A 16,877-nucleotide genomic window follows, 5' to 3' on the forward strand; every position below is an offset into this window, starting at 1 on the left:
CTCCAGGTAAGGATATTACGTACTGTCTTTCGTTCGGGTTATTAAATTGCGCGCTCGCGCGCAAGTGAATTATGCAGTTGCGGCACAAGACGCCGCGTTGCGGCATCGTTGGGGCGCCACTGGCGGCCAGCGGGCGGCGGCTGGCCTTGCGGATCATGGCGCGCCGGTGATTGCGCGGCAAGGTTGGGCCGGACAAGGCGCGGATGTTTTGCTGCGAGATCACGAAAGGATCTTCGAGTGTTTGCGCTAATCTCGGGAGAAAATCACCGTATCGGCGATATATGTCGCGATTATGAGAGGAATTTGCACGGCAAACCGGACAGACTGGCGCGGAAGAATGACATTCAAAGACCAAGAAGGATGCGCGCGATGATCGAGACCCCTTATCTGCTGTTCCTGGGCGACGCGCCTGACATGCTGGCCGCCAAGGTTGCCATCGGTATCCGCGACTGGCGCCCGGACCATGCGGTTGGCCAGATCAGCCTGCCCGGTTGCGGCGCCGATCTGGGCCTGACCGAGATGACCCTGGCCGAGGCCAAGGAGGCAGGCGCCAAGACGCTGGTGATCGGTGTCGCCAACCGCGGCGGCGTGATCTCCCCCGCCTGGAAGGAAGTGCTGATCGCGGCGCTGGAAATGGGCTTTGACATCGCCTCCGGCCTGCACAACCTGCTGCGCGACGAGGGCGATCTGGTCGCCGCGGCGCAGACCTACGGCGGCACCCTGCACGACGTGCGCGTGCCCACCGTCGGCTACCCGATCGCCAATGGCAAGAAGCGTCGCGGCAAGCGCTGCCTGGCCGTCGGGACCGATTGTTCCGCAGGCAAGATGTACACCGCCATGGCGATGGACGCCGAGATGCAGAAGCGCGGCATGAAGTCGACCTTCCGCGCCACCGGCCAGACCGGCATCCTGATCACCGGCCACGGCGTGCCTCTGGACGCGGTTGTGGCGGACTTCATGGCGGGTTCGGTCGAATATCTGACCCCGGACAACGACGACGATCACTGGGATCTGATCGAGGGCCAGGGCTCCTTGTTTCACATTTCCTATTCGGGCGTGACCATGGCGCTGATCCACGGCGGCCAGCCCGACGCGCTGATCCTGTGCCACGAGCCGACCCGCACCCATATGCGCGGCCTGCCGGAATATGACGTGCCCTCGCTGGAGGAGCTGCGCGACATCGCCCTGCCGCTGGCGCAGCGCGCCAACCCCGCCTGCAAGGTGGTCGGCATCTCGGTGAACACCCAGCATCTGTCCGAGGAAGACGCCAACGCCTATCTGGCCGAAACCGAAAAGAAGATGGGCCTGCCCGCGGTTGACCCCTATCGCCACGGCGCCGGCCGTCTGGTGGACGCGCTGGACGCGGTCTGATCTAACGGTCCCGCCGGAGGCTTTCAGGCGCGCCCTGGGGAGCCTCCGGCGGGAGTATTTTTTGAAAGATGAAAAGGCGGAATGCCTGCCCGGGTTGGCGGTTTGCCGGTCTGTTGCGGCGGCGACCCGCCACAGGGAAAAGGACAGGCCATGCAGGTTTCCGTCACCCGGGACGTATTCAAACTGGCGCAGGTGTTCACCATCTCGCGCGGCTCGCGCACCGAGGCCAAGGTGCTGACCGTGAAGGTCGAAAAAGACGGCGTCACCGGCTGGGGCGAATGCGTGCCCTATGCCCGTTATAACGAGACGCTGGAGAGCGTGACCGCCGAGATCGAGAGTCTGCCCGCCGATTTCACCCGACAGGAGCTGCAATCGCTGCTGCCCGCCGGCGCCGCCCGCAACGCGGTCGACTGCGCCCTGTGGGATCTGGAGGCGAAACAGGCCGGAAAGCGCGTCTGGGAGCTGGCGGGCCTGCCGGAACCGAAGGCTGAGATCACCGCCTATACGCTGTCGCTCGATACGCCGGAAAAGATGCGGGCGCAGGCGGCGGAAAATGCCCATCGGCCGCTGTTGAAAATCAAACTCGGCACCCCCGACGACATGCCGCGGCTGGAGGCTGTGCGGGCCGGCGCGCCGGACGCCAAGATCATCATCGACGCGAACGAAGGCTGGTCGGCCGCGGTATATGCCGATCTGGCGCCGCATCTGGTGCGGCTCGGGGTTGAGCTGGTCGAACAGCCCCTGCCCGCGGGCGAAGACGAAGCCCTCATTGGCATGGACCGCCCGGTGCCGGTCTGCGCGGACGAGAGCTGCCATGACCGCGAGAGCCTGCCGAAGCTCAAAGGCAAATACGACGTCGTCAACATCAAGCTGGACAAGACCGGCGGGCTGACCGAGGCGCTGAAATTACGCGATCAGGCATTGGCCGAGGGCTATCAGGTGATGGTCGGCTGCATGGTCGGCTCCTCGCTGGCGATGGCGCCCGCGACGCTGGTGGCGCAAGGTGCGGCAGTAACGGATCTTGACGGGCCGCTGCTGTTGGCCGAAGACCGCGCCGAACCGTTGCTGTTTGACGCCGCTGGCGTCCATCCGCCGAAACCGGCGCTTTGGGGTTGAGGAGACCAAGATGACCCGTACCGTTTATGTGAATGGCGAATACCTGCCCGAGGCCGAGGCCAAGATCTCTGTCTTTGACCGCGGCTTTTTGTTTGCCGATGCCGTTTACGAGGTGACCTCGGTGCTGGACGGCAAGCTGATCGACTTTGAGGGCCACGCGGTGCGGCTTCAGCGCTCGCTGGACGAGCTGGAGATGGCCAGCCCCTGCACCAAGGACGAGCTGCTGGAGATCCATCGCAAGCTGGTGGGGCTGAACGGCATCGAGGAAGGTCTGGTCTATCTGCAGGTCAGCCGCGGCTCTGACGGCGACCGCGATTTCGTGTTCCCCGCCGCGGACACCCCGCCCAGCCTGGTGCTGTTCACCCAGAACAAGCCCGGCCTGGCCGACAGCCCGGCGGCGAAAAAAGGCGCCAAGGTGATCTCGATCGAGGACATCCGCTGGGGCCGCCGCGACATCAAGACGGTGCAGCTGCTGTACCCGTCGATGGGCAAGATGATGGCCAAGAAGGCCGGCTGCGACGATGCCTGGCTGGTCGAGGACGGTCATGTGACCGAGGGCACCTCCAACAACGCCTATTTCGTCAAGGACGGCGTGATCGTGACCCGCCCCCTGTCCACCGAGATCCTGCATGGCATCACCCGCAAGGCGGTTCTGCGCCTGGCCGAGGAAGCCCAGATGCAGATCGAGGAACGCCTGTTCACCATCGAGGAAGCCAAGGCGGCCGACGAGGCCTTCACCACCTCGGCCTCGGCCTTTGTGATGCCGGTGGTGGAGATCGACGGCGTGGCCCTGGGCGACGGCACGCCCGGCCCGGTGGCCAAGCGCCTGCGCGAGATCTACCTGGAAGAAAGCCGCAACACCGCGATCTGAGGCCGGTTGGGGCTGAGATGGAAGAGCCGCTCCCGAAAGGGGGCGGCTTTTTCTGTCCAACGGTATGGACCTCTCCGGACAGGCGTTATTTCAGGCAGGCGGTGTTCTGTGCCCTTGGCTGACCGCCGACGAACACTGCGCAGAAAACCTGTTCCGCTCTTGCCAAGTGGGGGCAGAGTACTGCATCAACACTGCGAAATTGGTTGGAAGCCTTCTCAGGTATGACTGCAATCTTTCTAGTGTTCATTGGGCTCCTTGGTCTGATCGCCGGCGGTGAATTGCTGGTGCGCGGGGCCGTATCCGCGGCCAGATCTTTTGGTATTTCTCCAATGGTCATCGGGGTGACGCTCGTGGGATTTGGCACCTCCACGCCTGAGCTGGTGACAAGCCTGCAGGCCGCGCTATCCGGGTCGTCCGGCATTGCCATCGGCAACGTTGTCGGCAGCAATATTGGCAACGTGCTTCTGATCCTCGGCATTGCCGCATTGATCGCGCCGATCAAGGTCGATCCCAAGGCATTTCGACGGGACGGCGCGGTTGTTGCAGCCGCAACGTTGCTGTGTCTGGGGGGCGTTCTCATGGGGGACATTGACCGGCTCACCGGGGCGGGTTTCGTGGCCGCGCTGGCCGTATATCTGGGTTTTACCCTGTGGTCGGAAAAACAGCCGGACGGAGCGCAGGCGGCGACCGTTTACGAAAACGAAGCCGACGCCGTTGCAGGCCCGCAGACCTCGGCAGGAGTAAGTTTTCTCATTGCCCTTGCGGGATTGGTCATCACGATACTCGGTGCGCGGTTTCTGGTCTCCGGCGCCGTCTCTCTGGCCGAGGCGGCAGGTATTTCAGAGACTGTCATCGGCCTGACCATCGTGGCGGTTGGCACGTCAATGCCGGAACTTGTCACCTCGGTCATCGCGGTCCGCAAAGGTCAGGGTGATGTGGCGCTCGGCAACATTCTGGGCAGCAACATATTCAACATCCTCGGTATCCTTGGGGTCACGGTTCTCGTCCAACCCATGATCGTCCCTCCTCAGATCGCAGCGCTGGATATCTGGGTCCTGTGTGCCACCACGCTGGTTTTGGTTGTGTTTGCCCGCAGCGGCTGGACCATCAGCCGACGCGAGGGCGGGCTTTTTGTCATGGCTTACGCAGCCTACCTGGCAGTGCTCTTGGCCTGAAAGCGGCCCCTCGGCGGATCGAGCAAGGGACCGTGCATAGGGCAGGGCGAGGGTCCGGGGCGCGGCGAAACGGACCATGCCCCACAGTCCTCACTTCTTTTCGGCCACGTTCTCCTTGAACGCCACCTCAAAGGCCGCTTGCGTCTCGGCGCTGGCCTCGGTCTGGTGCTTGGCCTTCCACTCGGCCATCGGCATGCCATAGAAGATCTCGCGGGCCTCCTCCTTGCCCATCTCGATGCCGCGCGCATTGGCCGCTTCCTGGTACCAGCGGCTCAGGCAGTTGCGGCAAAAGCCGGCCAGGTTCATCAGGTCGATGTTCTGCACGTCCGGGCGGTCCTGCATCAGGTGCTGTTGCAGGCGGCGGAAGGCGGCGGCCTGGAGTTCGATTTCGGTTTGCTTGTCCATGGCGGGCTCTCCGGGGTTGACCAGTGTCTGTGCTGGCCTAGCAGGCGCGGCGGAGGTGGGCAATGGGACCGGCGCGCCGCATCCCGTGGCTGTCCGGCTGCGCTCACATCAGTTGCAGCGCCAGCCACGGCCCCAGCGCGGTGGTCAGGATCAAGATCTTGTAGCTGCCCAGCCAGCGATAGGTGATGGGCTGTATCTGCTCAGGTGTCAGCTTGAACATCCGTGCGTGCAGGCCGATGATCCAACCTTGCAGCGCGATCAGCAACCCTGCGGCCAGGGCGAAGAAACACAGGTGCAGAATGGTCAGCCAGCCAAAGAAGGCGGAGAGGGTTTCGGGGGTCATGGCCGTTTCCAATGATTGCGAACCTACCCGACAGATATGGGGCCGCGACCGTTCTGCGGCAATGGCGCCGGGGCAGACGCGAAAAATGCCAATGCGTCATCTGCCTGACATGTTTTGACGCAACCTGTCGACGGGAGTTGCGCGACACAGGGATTTGAGGGATAAGCACCTCAACGCTGTTTGCGTTAACATACGTCAGGCCCGAAGGAGATCCGCCCCATGAAACGTTCGCGCAGTGTCAAGATTGTTGCCACCCTCGGGCCGGCCTCGGATACCTACGAGACCATCCGCGCGCTGCATGAGGCGGGGGCGGATGTGTTCCGCCTGAACATGTCGCATGGCAGCCATGAGGAAATCGCCGAAAAGCACCGGATCATTCGCCAGATCGAACAGGAGCTGGACAGCCCGATCGCCATCCTCGCCGACCTTCAGGGTCCGAAGCTGCGTGTCGGTGTCTTTGCCAACGGCGAGGAAGAGCTGGTCGAAGGCGCCGCCTTCCGTTTGGATCTGGACGAGGCCGAGGGCGACGTCAGCCGCGTCTGCCTGCCGCATCCGGAGATCTTCCAGGCGCTGGAGCCGGGGGCGCATCTGCTGGTCAATGACGGCAAGATTCGCCTCAAGGTCGCCGACTGCGGCGCTGATTTTGCCAATTGCACCGTGGTGACCGGCGGCACCATCTCCAACCGCAAGGGCGTGAACGTGCCCGACGTGGTGCTGCCGCTGGCCGCCCTGTCGGAGAAAGATCGCGCCGATCTGGAATTTGTCTGCAACCTTGGCGTTGACTGGTTGGCGCTGTCGTTTGTGCAGCGCGCCAAGGACGTGTTCGAGGCCCGCCAGCTGGCCGATGGCCGCGCCGCGGTGCTGTCGAAGATTGAAAAACCCCAAGGGGTTGAGGATTTTGAAGCAATTCTGGATGCCTCCGACGGGATCATGGTCGCGCGGGGGGATCTGGGCGTCGAGCTGCCGGTCTCCGCGGTGCCGCCGATCCAGAAACGGCTGGTGCGCAAGTGCCGCGCCGCTGCCAAGCCGGTGATCGTGGCGACCCAGATGCTGGAAAGCATGATCGAAAGCCCGATGCCGACCCGCGCCGAGGTGTCGGACGTGGCCACCGCCATCTATGAAGGCGCCGATGCGGTGATGCTGAGCGCCGAAAGCGCCGCGGGCCAGTATCCGATCGAGGCGGTGCAGACCATGAACAAGGTCGCGATCGAGGTCGAGGCCGACCCGACCTACACGCAGATCATCGCGGCGTCGCGGACCGCCAAGGGCACCACCGTGGCCGACGGCATCGTGGCCGCCGCGCGCGAGATCGCGGAAAAGACCGAGATCAAGGCGATCTGCTGCTTCACGCAATCCGGCACCACAGCGCTGCTGACCGCCCGCGAACGCCCCGGCGTGCCGATCATCGCCATGACCCCGGTCAGCACCACCGCCCGGCGGCTGTGCCTCAGCTGGGGCTGCACCTGCGTGATGACGCCGGAACTGGACCGCTTCAAGGGCGCGGTGGTCAGCGCTGCCCGTGCGGCGCGCGCCAACGGCTTTGCCGGTGAGACGGACCAGATCGTGGTCACCGCCGGCGTGCCGTTCAACGTGCCCGGTACCACCAACATCCTGCGCATCGCCCCCTGTGACGAACGGTTGATTTACAGCACCGACCCGGAATAACCTTTTCCTCACGTTTGTGTGAGGGGTGTGGGGTATGGAGACGGATCTGCCGCTGGTCGCGGGTCTGGTCATCGGGGCGGCGTCAGTGCCCTCGGTGTTGTCGGCCGTCAGCGAGCGCCGCGCGCCGCGGGTTTCGCTGCTGTCCATCCTGGCGGCCATCGGGCTGGTCACCTATGCGGTGCTGCACCGGCCCGGCGGCTACGGCATCGAAGAGGTGCCGGAGGCCTTTTTCCGGGTGGTGGGGCAGCTTTTCTAGAGAATCCGCTTGCCCCGCCGCGCGGCTTTGCGTATTGGGCAGCCCTGTTCCGCGCGTCCGGCCATCGTGGCATGCCGAGTCGCGCGTCTAGCGAACCTGCATTGAAGGAGACGGAAATGCCCAAGATGAAGACAAAATCGAGCGCCAAGAAGCGCTTCAAGGTGACCGCCACTGGCAAGGTCATCGGTGGTCAGGCCGGCAAACGCCACGGCATGATCAAACGCACCAAGAAATTCATCCGCGACGCCCGCGGCACCACCACCCTGTCGGCCCCCGACGCCAAGATCGTCAAGGGCTTCATGCCCTACGACCGCTAAGAGGAGATTGAGATATGTCCCGCGTTAAAGGTGGTACCACGACTCACGCCCGTCACAAGAAGGTCATCAAGGCAGCCAAAGGTTACTACGGCCGCCGCAAGAACACCTTCAAGGTGGCCCGTCAGGCCGTCGACAAGGCGAACCAGTACGCAACCCGCGACCGCAAGAACCGCAAGCGCAACTTCCGCGCCCTGTGGATCCAGCGGATCAACGCGGCTGTGCGTTCGCATGACGAGGCACTGACCTACTCCCGCTTCATCAACGGCCTGACCCTGGCTGGCATCGAAGTGGACCGTAAGGTTCTGGCCGACCTGGCCGTGCACGAGCCCGAAGCCTTTGGTGCCATCGTGCGCCAGGCACAGGACGCGCTGGCCGCCTGAGGCTTCAGCCGCATCTGACATTCCTGAAGGCCGCTCCACCGGGGCGGCCTTTTTGCTGGGCAGGGCCTGTTCGTGCCCCCGGTTGGTTGCCAAGGCAGGCAAAGCCTCTCATAGTCCTGCGACTGCTGACTTGGCTGGAGGCCGAAGATGAAAGCGACCCCTCACCCGCTACAGGAAGAACGCCTGCGTGCGCTTCACTCCTACGGTGTTCTCGACACCGCGCGGGAAAGCGATTTCGATGAAATCGTCGATCTGGCCGCCGAACTATGTGGCACCGCGATTTCCGTGGTCAACCTGATTGACGCGGAACGGCAATGGTTCAAGGCAGAGACCGGGTTGGGGGCGCGCGAAACGCCGCTGGAAACCTCGATCTGCTCGCATGTGATCCTCGAGGAGGATTTTGTCGAGATCAACGACACGCTGACTGACCCGCGCATGTGCGACAACCCGCTGTGCCTGGCGGAGCCGGGTCTGCGCTTTTATGCCGGGGCGCTGCTGAAGACCGCAGAGGGGCTGCCGCTTGGCACCCTGTGTGTTCTGGATCATCAGCCCAAGGAACTGACCGCGGTGCAGCGCAAGTCGTTGCGCGTTCTGGCGCGGCAGGTGATGGCCCAGCTGGAGCTGCGCAAATCGCTGCACACAGAGGAGATCCTGCGCAAGGAGGCCGACCACCGGGTCAAGAATTCGTTGATGTCACTGTCTGCCTTTGCACGGGTACAGCAGCGGTCCTATGTCGCGCCGCCGGCGCAGTCCGCGCTGGCCAAGGTGATGGCCCGCATCGACGCCATGAGCCGGGTGCATGAAATGCTCTACAAGGAGGCCGAACACGGCCGTCTGTGCCTCAGGCCGTTCCTGGAGGAGGTCTGCGGCCATACCGCGGAGCTGGCGCCGCCGCAGGTGACGCTTCAGGTGCAGGCCTGCCCGGTGCGGGTCAGCGCGCCGCAGGCGGTGGCGGTCGGCACCTTTGTCAATGAATTCATTGCCAATTCCTACAAACACGCCTTTCCCGACAATCGCCCCGGCACGGTGCGTATCGCACTGGAGCAGGCCGGAGACGGCAACGTCCGGCTGATCTGCTCCGATGACGGTGTCGGCATGCCTGCCGACAGCGCCCAGGATGGTGCCGGTCTGGGGGTCAAGATTGCCGAGGTGGTGAAGATGGAGCTGCAAGGCGAACTGACCTATGGCGGTCCGGGCGCCGGCGCGACCGCGACGCTGCTCTTCCCGGCCTGAGCCACCCCGCGCCCCGGCGGAACCGCCGGGGGGACCTCCGCGTTGATTCCGTGACCGCGCCAATGGGTCGGACCGGGATAAACGCAGGAGGACGCCGTGACCGCCACCAACACCGCAGAGACCGGGGCAGAGACCGCCTCCACCTCCAGCACCGCGCAGCTCTACCGAATGAAAATGCCGGGGCATCTGTGCCCCTACGGCCTGAAATCCAAAGCTTTGCTGCGCTGGCGGGGCTACAAGGTCGAGGATCACCTGCTGACCAGCCGCGACGAAGTGGATCGTTTCATGCAGGAGGCGGCGGTCGAAACCACACCGCAAACCTACATCGGCGACGAACGGATCGGCGGCTATGAGGCCCTGCGCGCCCATTTCGGCCTGCCGCTGCGGGCCGACGGGGACACGACCTACACGCCGGTCATCGCGCTGTTTGTCATGGCGCTGGGGATTGCGCTGGCGGCGCAATGGGCTGCCTTTGGCGCGCTGGCCGCAGGGCGCAGCCTGATGTGGTTCGTCGCGATTTCGATGTGTTTGCTGGCGCTGCAAAAGCTGCGCGACGTGGAGAGTTTCTCCACTATGTTCCTGAACTATGACCTGCTGGCGCGCCGCTTTGTGCCCTATGCCTATGTCTACCCCTTTGCCGAGGGCCTTGCGGGGCTGTTGATGCTGGCGGGTGTGCTGATCTGGCTGGCCGCGCCGCTGGCGCTGGTCATCGGCACCATCGGCGCGGTGTCGGTCCTGAAGGCCGTCTACGTCGACAAGCGCGAGCTGACATGCGCCTGCATGGGCGGCAGCAGCCAGGTGCCGCTGGGCTTCGTCTCCCTCAGCGAAAACCTGATGATGGCCGCGATGGGCGCCTGGATGCTGCTGAGCTGACGTGTGGCCGCGTCCACCCGGCGCAGCATGGTGACACATGCGCCGGCTTCCCCCGCGCACCTCTTGCTTTCACCGGCCCTTGTGGTAGCAGGGCACAAGCAGAATTCGAGGGGCCGTGATGGACGATCTTAAAGCCAAATACCTGGGTCAGATTGCAGAGGCCGCCGACGAAGCGGCGCTGGAGGCGATCCGCCTTGCCGCCGTTGGCAAGAAGGGCGAAGTGGCGCTGAAGATGCGCGAACTGGGCAAGATGACGCCCGAGGAACGCCAGGTCGCGGGCCCGGCCCTGAACGCGCTGAAGGATGAGATCAACTCGGCACTCGCGGCCAAGAAGGCGGCGCTGGAAGATTCCGCACTGGACGCGCGCCTGCGCACCGAGTGGCTGGACGTCACCCTGCCGACGCGCCCCAGCCGCCAGGGCAGCCTGCACCCGATCAGCCAGGTCCAGGAAGAGATCACGGCGATCTTTGCCGAGCTGGGCTTCTCTGTCGCCGAAGGGCCGCGGATCGACACCGACTGGTACAACTTCGACGCGTTGAACATCCCCGGCCACCACCCCGCGCGGGCCGAGATGGACACTTTCTACATGCACCGCGCCGCAGGCGACAACCGCCCGCCGCATGTGCTGCGCACCCACACCAGCCCGGTGCAGATCCGCGCGATGGAGAAAATGGGCGCGCCCCTGCGCATCATTTGCCCCGGCGGCGTCTATCGGGCCGATTACGACCAGACCCACACGCCGATGTTCCACCAGGTCGAAGGCCTCGCGCTGGACAAGGACATTTCGATGGCGAACCTCAAGTGGGTGCTGGAGGAGTTCGTCAAATCCTTCTTCGAGGTGGACGACGTCGAACTGCGCTTCCGCGCCTCGCACTTCCCCTTCACCGAGCCGTCCGCCGAGGTCGACATCCGCTGTTCCTGGAAGGATGGCGCATTGAAGATCGGCGAGGGCGACGACTGGATGGAGATCCTCGGCTCCGGCATGGTGCACCCCAAGGTGATCGCCGCGGGCGGCATTGACCCGGATGTCTATCAGGGCTTTGCTTTTGGCATCGGCATCGACCGTCTGGCGATGCTGAAATACGGCATCCCCGACCTGCGGGCCTTCTTTGACAGCGACCTGCGCTGGCTGCGTCACTACGGCTTCCGCAGCCTGGACGTGCCGGCGCTGCATGGCGGTCTCAGCAGGTGATCTGCCGGGAGTGATCGATGCTATTTGACCAGGACCATCAAAGCGGCTCTGCCGCCAAGCGGCGCAGATACGCGGCCTACGAGATCGTCTATACGATCATCGATTTCGCCGCAGCTTTGTGCTTTGTCATCGGTTCGGTCTTCTTTTTCGACGAAAGCCTAAAAACGGCAGGCACCTGGCTGTTCCTGTTCGGCTCCATTCTGTTTGCTGCCAAGCCGACCCTCCGCCTGGTGCGGGATCTGCGGCTGGCGGCAATGGGGGACGACCAGGATCTGGCCCAGAGGTTCAAGGACTAGACACATGAAATTCACGCTTTCCTGGCTGAAAGACCACCTCGACACCGACGCGAGCGTCGAGGAAATCACCGAAGCCCTGACCGATCTCGGCCTTGAGGTCGAAGAGGTCGTGAACCCGGCCGAGCGGCTCAAGGATTTTACCCTTGGCTATGTGAAACATGCCGAAAAACACCCGGACGCCGACAAGCTGCGCGTCTGCAAGGTGGACACCGACGAGGGCGAGATGCAGATCATCTGCGGCGCCCCCAATGCGCGCGAGGGCATCACCGTGGTGGTCTGCAAGCCGGGCATGTATGTGCCGGGGCTCGACATCACCATCGGCGTCGGCAAGATCCGCGGTGTTGAAAGCTACGGCATGATGGCCTCTGAACGCGAGTTGGAGCTGTCGGAGGAACACGACGGCATCATCGAACTGCCCTCGGGCAGTGTCGGAGACAAATTTGTCGACTGGCTGGCCGAAAACGACCCCGCCAAGGTCGATCCGGTGATCGAGATCGCCATCACCCCCAACCGCCCCGACGCGCTGGGGGTCTACGGCATTGCCCGCGACCTGGCAGCGCGCGGTCTGGGGACGTTGAAAACCACCAGCTATGAGTCGATCCAGGGCGGGTTTGCCAGCCCGATCAAGGTCACCATCGACGAAGACACGCTGGACGGCTGCCCGCTGTTTGTCGGCCGCCTGATCCGCGGTGTGAAAAACGGCCCCAGCCCGCAATGGTTGCAGGACCGGCTGACGGCGATCGGCCTGCGCCCGATCTCGGCGCTGGTGGACATCACCAACTTCTTCACCTTCGACCAGAACCGCCCGCTGCATGTGTTTGATGCGGCCAAGGTGCAGGGTGACCTGCGCGTCCACCGCGCAGAGGGCGGCGAGGTGCTGAAGGCGCTGGACGAGAAGGAGTACACCTTCGGCGCGGGCCAGATGGTGATCTCGGACGCAAACGGCCCCGAGAGCATCGGCGGCATCATGGGCGGCGAAGCCACTGGCTGCACCGAGGAGACCGTGGATGTCTTCCTTGAAAGCGCCTTCTGGGATCACGTGCAGATCGCCACCACCGGTCGCGCGCTCAAGATCAACTCGGACGCGCGTTACCGTTTCGAACGCGGCGTCGATCCGGAATACACCATCGAAGGTCTGCACCGCGCCACCCAGATGATCCTGGATCTGTGTGGCGGTGAGCCGTCGGAGATGGTGATTGCGGGCGATGTGCCGGACCATTCGCGCGCCTACAAGCTGGACGCGGGCCGGGTGCAGTCGCTGGTGGGGATGGACATTCCTGAAAGCGACCAGCGCCAGACGCTGACCCGTCTCGGCTTCCGCCTCGAGGGCAACCTGGCCCATGTGCCGAGCTGGCGTCCCGACGTGCAGGGCGAGGCCGACCTGGTCGAGGAGGTCGCGCGGATCGCCTCGCTGACCAAGTTGAAGGGCAAGCCGCTGCCGCGGCTGACCGATGGCATTCCCAAGCCGGTGATGACCCCGCAGCAGCGCCGCCAGCAGATGGCGCGCCGCACCTGTGCCAGCCTCGGCTACAACGAGGTGGTGAGCTACACCTTCATCGACCAGGCCTCGGCCGCGCTGTTTGGCGGCGGTGAGGATGCGACGATGCTGGCCAACCCGATCTCGTCGGAGATGTCGCATATGCGTCCGGCGTTGCTGCCCGGGCTGTTGCAGGCAGCCGCCCGCAACCAGGCACGCGGCATCATGGATCTGGCGCTGTTCGAGGTGGGGCCGGCGTTCCACGGGGGCGAGCCGGGCGAGCAGCACAACCTGATCTCCGGCCTGCTGGTTGGGCGCACCGGTCCCAAGGACGTGCACGGGGCGTCGCGCGCGGTGGATGTCTATGACGCCAAGGCCGACATCGAAGCGGTGCTGGCCGCCATCGGCGCGCCTGCCAAGGTGCAGATCCTGCGCGGCGCTGACAGCTGGTGGCATCCGGGCCGTCACGGCAAGATCTGCCTTGGCCCCAAGAAGGTGCTGGGCATCTTCGGCGAGCTGCACCCCAAGGTGCTGAAGGAAATGGGTATCAAGGGCGCCGCGGTGGCCTTTACCATCTGGCCGGACGAGGTGCCGATGCCGCGCAAATCCGGTGCCAGCCGCCCGGCGCTGGACATCAGCGATCTGCAAGCGGTCGAGCGTGACTTTGCCTTTGTTGTTGATGCGGATGTCGAGGCGCTGACGCTGGTCAATGCCGCTGCCGGTGCCGACAAGGCGCTGATCGAAGACGTGCGCGTCTTTGACGAATTTATCGGTGGCTCCCTGGGCGAGGGCAAGAAGTCCCTGGCCATCACCGTGCGCCTGCAACCCAACGACAAGACGCTGAAGGAAAAGGACATCGAGGCGGTGAGCGAAAAGATCATCACCAAGGTGACAAAGGCCACCGGCGGCACCCTGCGCGGGTGAGGCCGGGCTGATCCGCAGACCCAGGACCTTTGCTGAAAATGTTTGGGCAGCGCTCCCCGCCGGGGCGCTGCCCTTTCTTTATCAGCGTTCAGCGAAGAATTCGGCCAGAAGGTCAAACACCAGACGGATCCGGCGGCTTGTGTGCAGTTCGCGGTGTGTGGTCAACCAGACCGGAAAGAGGATCGGCGCCATGTCCGGCAGCACCCGCTCCACCCCGCCGGTGGCAGTCGCCACAGCGTCCATCATCGGGCTGATGCCGAAGCCCTGCCGGACCAGTTCCCAAGAGACCAGACCGCTCGTCGATTTGATCGGGAAATTGTCGGCCGTCAGGTGAATGCCCAGCGGCGCCATGAAGGCGATCGAGCGGTCCACATCGGCAAAGCCGACAAAATCATGCGCGGAAAGATCCGCGACCGTCGCAGGCCGACCGCGCCGCGCGAGATAACTGGGCGCGGCGTAGAAACGGGCGCTGGCCTCCTGTACCAGTCGGGCGATCAGCTCTGGCTGGTCGGGGCGGACATGGCGGATGGCGATGTCTGCCTCGCGGCGCATCAGGTCGCGGACGTCGTTGGCAGCCACCACGTCGATGGTCAGCCGCGGTGCGCGTTGGCGCAGCTGGTGCAACACGGGCGGCAGCAGATGGGCCGAGACCACGTCGCTGGCCGTGATCCGCACCGTGCCCTCGATGGCCTGCGCCTGTCCGGTGGCGGTCAGGGTCAGCGCCTCCGCCGCGGCGCCCATCTTGCGGCTGTGGCAGAGCAGCTCCTGCCCGGCGTCGGTCAGCGCCAGGCTGCGGCCGAGCCGCTCAAACAGCAGCACGCCCAGCTCTGCCTCCAGCGCGGCGACCTGGCGCGACAGGGTGGGTTGGGTCAACCCCAGCTGCCGCGCCGCCGCCGAAAGCGAGCCGGTCTCTGCCGTGGCCAGAAAGGCGCGGATGTGGTTCCAGTCCGGGTTGTCCATGCAGATACGTATAACGACCTTGCGAATTTCGGCAATTTTTCTGCGGTTCCTGCATGGCTAAGCTGCCCCAACAAGGAGACACGCCATGACAGCTGATGCCCGCTTCTGGGACAGAATTGCCCCGAAATACGCCCAGTCCAAAATCCGGGACATGGAGGCCTACCGTTATACGCTGGAGCGGACGCGCAGCTACCTCAGGGACAGCGATCACGTGCTGGAGCTGGGCTGCGGCACCGGGTCCACCGCGATTGAGCTGGCGCGCACTGCGGGGCAAATCACCGCCACCGACCTGTCGCAGGAGATGCTGAAGGTGGGGCAGGAGCGCGCCTGGAACGCGGCGGCTGACAACGTGGAATTCCACCGCTGCGACGTGCTGGATGCGCCGCAGGGGCCGTTTGACGCGGTGATGGCCTTCAACCTGCTGCACCTGCTGCCCGATTGTCACGCGGTGCTGGCGGCGGTGGCGACGCGGCTGCCCGAGGGCGGGCTGTTCATCTCCAAGACGCCCTGTCTGGGAGAGCGGCGGGGCACCCCAACCTATTGGATGTACAGGGTCGCGATCCCGCTGATGCGGCTGGTCGGCAAGGCCCCCAGCCATGTGGATTTTCTGGATGTGCGGGCGCTGGAGGCAGCGGTGCAGCGGGCCGGGTTCGAGATCATCGAGACTGGAAACTATCCGGCGGACACCCCCGGCCGCTACCTTGTGGCGCGGCGGCTTTGACGCACAGGTGGTGGACGCGCTCCGCGCCTTGGGGGATACTGCGGCCTGGCCGCCCGCCTGCGCTTTGACGTGGGCCAGGGGGGCACGACAACAGGATGTGGGCAGGGCAGCGGCCTGCGCGGGTATGACGGGCGTCGCCCCGCTCCCGCTGGGCGCTGCGGAAAGGAACGAACCATGGCATTGAACGTCTATCTTTCGGGCGAGATTCACACCGATTGGCGCGAGCAGATCGTCGAAGGCGCCAAGGGGCTGGAGGTCAGCTTTGCCGCGCCGGTCACCGATCATGACGCCAGCGACGATTGCGGCGTTGCGGTTCTTGGCGCCGAGGACAGCAAGTACTGGCACGACCACAAGGGCGCCAAGATCAACGCGATCCGCACCCGCAAGGGCATTGAGGATGCCGATGTGGTGGTGGTGCGCTTCGGCGAAAAATACAAACAGTGGAACGCTGCCTTTGATGCGGGCTATGCGGCGGCGCTGGGCAAGTCGATCATCGTGCTCAGCCCGCCGGAGCATCAGCACGCCCTGAAAGAGGTGCACGCCGCGGCTTTGGCGGTGGCACAGGAGCCGCGTCAGGTGGTGGAAATCCTCACCTATGTGCTGACCGGAAAACTGCCTGCATGAGCCCAGCCGGAGCACCGGTTCTAACTACCGAACGGTTGGTCCTGCGCCCGCATGTGGCGCAGGATTTTGACGCCGTGGCAAAGCTTTGGGCCGACCCGGAGGTGGTGCGCCACATCTCCGGCACGCCCGCCACGCCCGAGGAAAGCTGGGCCCGGTTGCTGCGCTACATCGGCCATTGGCAGGCGCTGGGTTTTGGCTATTGGGCGGTGACGTTGCGCGGCAGCGGGCAGTTCGTGGGCGAGGTGGGCTTTGCCGATTTCCGGCGCGACATGCAGCCCGGTCTGAACGGCGTGCCGGAGGCCGGCTGGGTGCTGTCGCCCGCGGTGCACGGCCAGGGCATCGCCACCGAGGCCGTGGCGCGGATCCACCGCTGGGCAGACCAGGACACGGACTGGGCGGAAACCGTCTGCATCTTTGACCCCGCCCACGCGGTCTCGCAGAAGGTGGCGCGGCGGCTAGGGTACGTGGTGCGCGGCGAGGCGCGATACAAGGCAGGCGCGGCCTTGGTGATGGCGCGCAAGGTGCCGCGTTAGGACCCACGGCGGTGGTCGCGGCGTTGCGTGCGCCCAGCAATACCTCGCAGCAACCCTTCGTTAAGCCGGGCGCGGTAAATATTTGATCTTGATGAGGCTTTTAACCTGGTATGGTGCCTGCGGCAGCAGGGTGCCGGAAATGCGC

The 16,877-nt window shown here is 64.6% G+C and carries 19 protein-coding genes; 16 read left to right on the top strand and 3 right to left on the bottom strand.

Translation table 11 applies throughout. The features are described from left to right. The first annotated feature begins 369 nt into the window (after positions 1-369). The 4 genes from dgcN (at position 370) to AC0IPL_RS12720 (ending at position 4,533) form a co-directional block, all read left to right on the top strand. Positions 370-1,371, top strand: coding sequence for an N-acetyltransferase DgcN (gene dgcN / locus AC0IPL_RS12705; protein WP_474274890.1), 1,002 nt, complete (start codon positions 370-372; stop codon positions 1,369-1,371). Positions 1,372-1,521: 150 nt separating this feature from the next. Further along, entirely contained in the window at positions 1,522-2,487 is a 966-nt protein-coding gene (dgcA, locus tag AC0IPL_RS12710; RefSeq protein WP_474274891.1) for an N-acetyl-D-Glu racemase DgcA, read from the top strand. Between the two features lie 10 nt (positions 2,488-2,497). Next, a complete protein-coding gene (locus AC0IPL_RS12715; protein ID WP_474274892.1) occupies positions 2,498-3,358 on the top strand; it encodes a D-amino-acid transaminase in 861 nt (286 codons plus the stop codon). Between the two features lie 203 nt (positions 3,359-3,561). Further along, positions 3,562-4,533: a calcium/sodium antiporter gene (locus AC0IPL_RS12720; protein ID WP_474274893.1), complete on the top strand. Its 972-nt coding sequence runs from the start codon at positions 3,562-3,564 to the stop codon at positions 4,531-4,533. Between the two features lie 90 nt (positions 4,534-4,623). On the opposite strand, the gene AC0IPL_RS12725 is transcribed toward AC0IPL_RS12720, so the two are convergent. Both AC0IPL_RS12725 and AC0IPL_RS12730 read right to left on the bottom strand, forming a co-directional pair. After that, complete coding sequence (locus AC0IPL_RS12725) at positions 4,624-4,938, bottom strand: DUF1244 domain-containing protein (protein ID WP_474274894.1); 315 nt, start codon at positions 4,936-4,938, stop codon at positions 4,624-4,626. A 103-nt stretch (positions 4,939-5,041) separates the two neighbouring features. Continuing rightward, positions 5,042-5,281 (bottom strand): DUF6868 family protein, encoded by a 240-nt coding sequence (locus AC0IPL_RS12730; RefSeq protein WP_474274895.1) that lies wholly within the window; start codon positions 5,279-5,281, stop codon positions 5,042-5,044. Between the two features lie 219 nt (positions 5,282-5,500). Here AC0IPL_RS12730 and pyk point away from each other — a divergent pair, with 219 nt between their 5' ends. The 9 genes from pyk to pheT all read left to right on the top strand — a co-directional run bounded on the left by pyk (position 5,501) and on the right by pheT (position 13,894). Then, a complete protein-coding gene (pyk, locus tag AC0IPL_RS12735) occupies positions 5,501-6,946 on the top strand; it encodes a pyruvate kinase (protein WP_474274896.1) in 1,446 nt (481 codons plus the stop codon). Between the two features lie 34 nt (positions 6,947-6,980). Next, positions 6,981-7,202 (top strand): hypothetical protein, encoded by a 222-nt coding sequence (locus AC0IPL_RS12740; RefSeq protein ID WP_474274897.1) that lies wholly within the window; start codon positions 6,981-6,983, stop codon positions 7,200-7,202. Between the two features lie 116 nt (positions 7,203-7,318). Then, entirely contained in the window at positions 7,319-7,519 is a 201-nt protein-coding gene (gene rpmI, locus AC0IPL_RS12745) for a 50S ribosomal protein L35 (protein WP_474274898.1), read from the top strand. Positions 7,520-7,533: 14 nt separating this feature from the next. Then, on the top strand, positions 7,534-7,899 hold the full coding sequence (rplT, locus tag AC0IPL_RS12750; protein WP_008557989.1) for a 50S ribosomal protein L20: 366 nt from the start codon (positions 7,534-7,536) through the stop codon (positions 7,897-7,899). 147 nt (positions 7,900-8,046) lie between these two features. Further along, positions 8,047-9,132, top strand: a complete 1,086-nt coding sequence (locus tag AC0IPL_RS12755; RefSeq protein WP_474274899.1) for a histidine kinase dimerization/phosphoacceptor domain -containing protein — start codon at positions 8,047-8,049, stop codon at positions 9,130-9,132. Between the two features lie 168 nt (positions 9,133-9,300). After that, the gene (locus AC0IPL_RS12760; RefSeq protein WP_474275051.1) at positions 9,301-10,005 is read left to right on the top strand and encodes a MauE/DoxX family redox-associated membrane protein; all 705 of its coding nucleotides are present in this window, start codon (positions 9,301-9,303) and stop codon (positions 10,003-10,005) included. 118 nt (positions 10,006-10,123) lie between these two features. Continuing rightward, positions 10,124-11,197: a phenylalanine--tRNA ligase subunit alpha gene (pheS, locus tag AC0IPL_RS12765; RefSeq protein WP_474274900.1), complete on the top strand. Its 1,074-nt coding sequence runs from the start codon at positions 10,124-10,126 to the stop codon at positions 11,195-11,197. Between the two features lie 17 nt (positions 11,198-11,214). Next, on the top strand, positions 11,215-11,493 hold the full coding sequence (locus tag AC0IPL_RS12770; protein ID WP_474274901.1) for a YrhK family protein: 279 nt from the start codon (positions 11,215-11,217) through the stop codon (positions 11,491-11,493). Positions 11,494-11,497: 4 nt separating this feature from the next. Then, the gene (gene pheT / locus AC0IPL_RS12775; protein WP_474274902.1) at positions 11,498-13,894 is read left to right on the top strand and encodes a phenylalanine--tRNA ligase subunit beta; all 2,397 of its coding nucleotides are present in this window, start codon (positions 11,498-11,500) and stop codon (positions 13,892-13,894) included. 81 nt (positions 13,895-13,975) lie between these two features. Here the strand turns inward: pheT and AC0IPL_RS12780 are convergent, their stop codons facing one another. Continuing rightward, positions 13,976-14,854 carry a LysR family transcriptional regulator gene (locus tag AC0IPL_RS12780; protein ID WP_474274903.1) on the bottom strand — a complete coding sequence of 293 codons (879 nt, stop codon included), beginning with the start codon at positions 14,852-14,854 and terminating at the stop codon, positions 13,976-13,978. A gap of 85 nt (positions 14,855-14,939) precedes the next feature. Between AC0IPL_RS12780 and AC0IPL_RS12785 the strand changes: the two genes are divergently transcribed. The 3 genes from AC0IPL_RS12785 to AC0IPL_RS12795 all read left to right on the top strand — a co-directional run bounded on the left by AC0IPL_RS12785 (position 14,940) and on the right by AC0IPL_RS12795 (position 16,732). Continuing rightward, positions 14,940-15,575 (top strand): class I SAM-dependent methyltransferase, encoded by a 636-nt coding sequence (locus AC0IPL_RS12785; RefSeq protein WP_474274904.1) that lies wholly within the window; start codon positions 14,940-14,942, stop codon positions 15,573-15,575. A 174-nt stretch (positions 15,576-15,749) separates the two neighbouring features. Further along, a complete protein-coding gene (locus AC0IPL_RS12790) occupies positions 15,750-16,199 on the top strand; it encodes a YtoQ family protein (RefSeq protein ID WP_474274905.1) in 450 nt (149 codons plus the stop codon). Then, entirely contained in the window at positions 16,196-16,732 is a 537-nt protein-coding gene (locus AC0IPL_RS12795; protein ID WP_474274906.1) for a GNAT family N-acetyltransferase, read from the top strand. Before AC0IPL_RS12790 ends, AC0IPL_RS12795 begins: the two co-directional genes overlap by 4 nt. The last annotated feature ends 145 nt before the right edge of the window (positions 16,733-16,877 follow it).

The organism is Leisingera sp. SA32 (genome assembly GCF_056033425.1).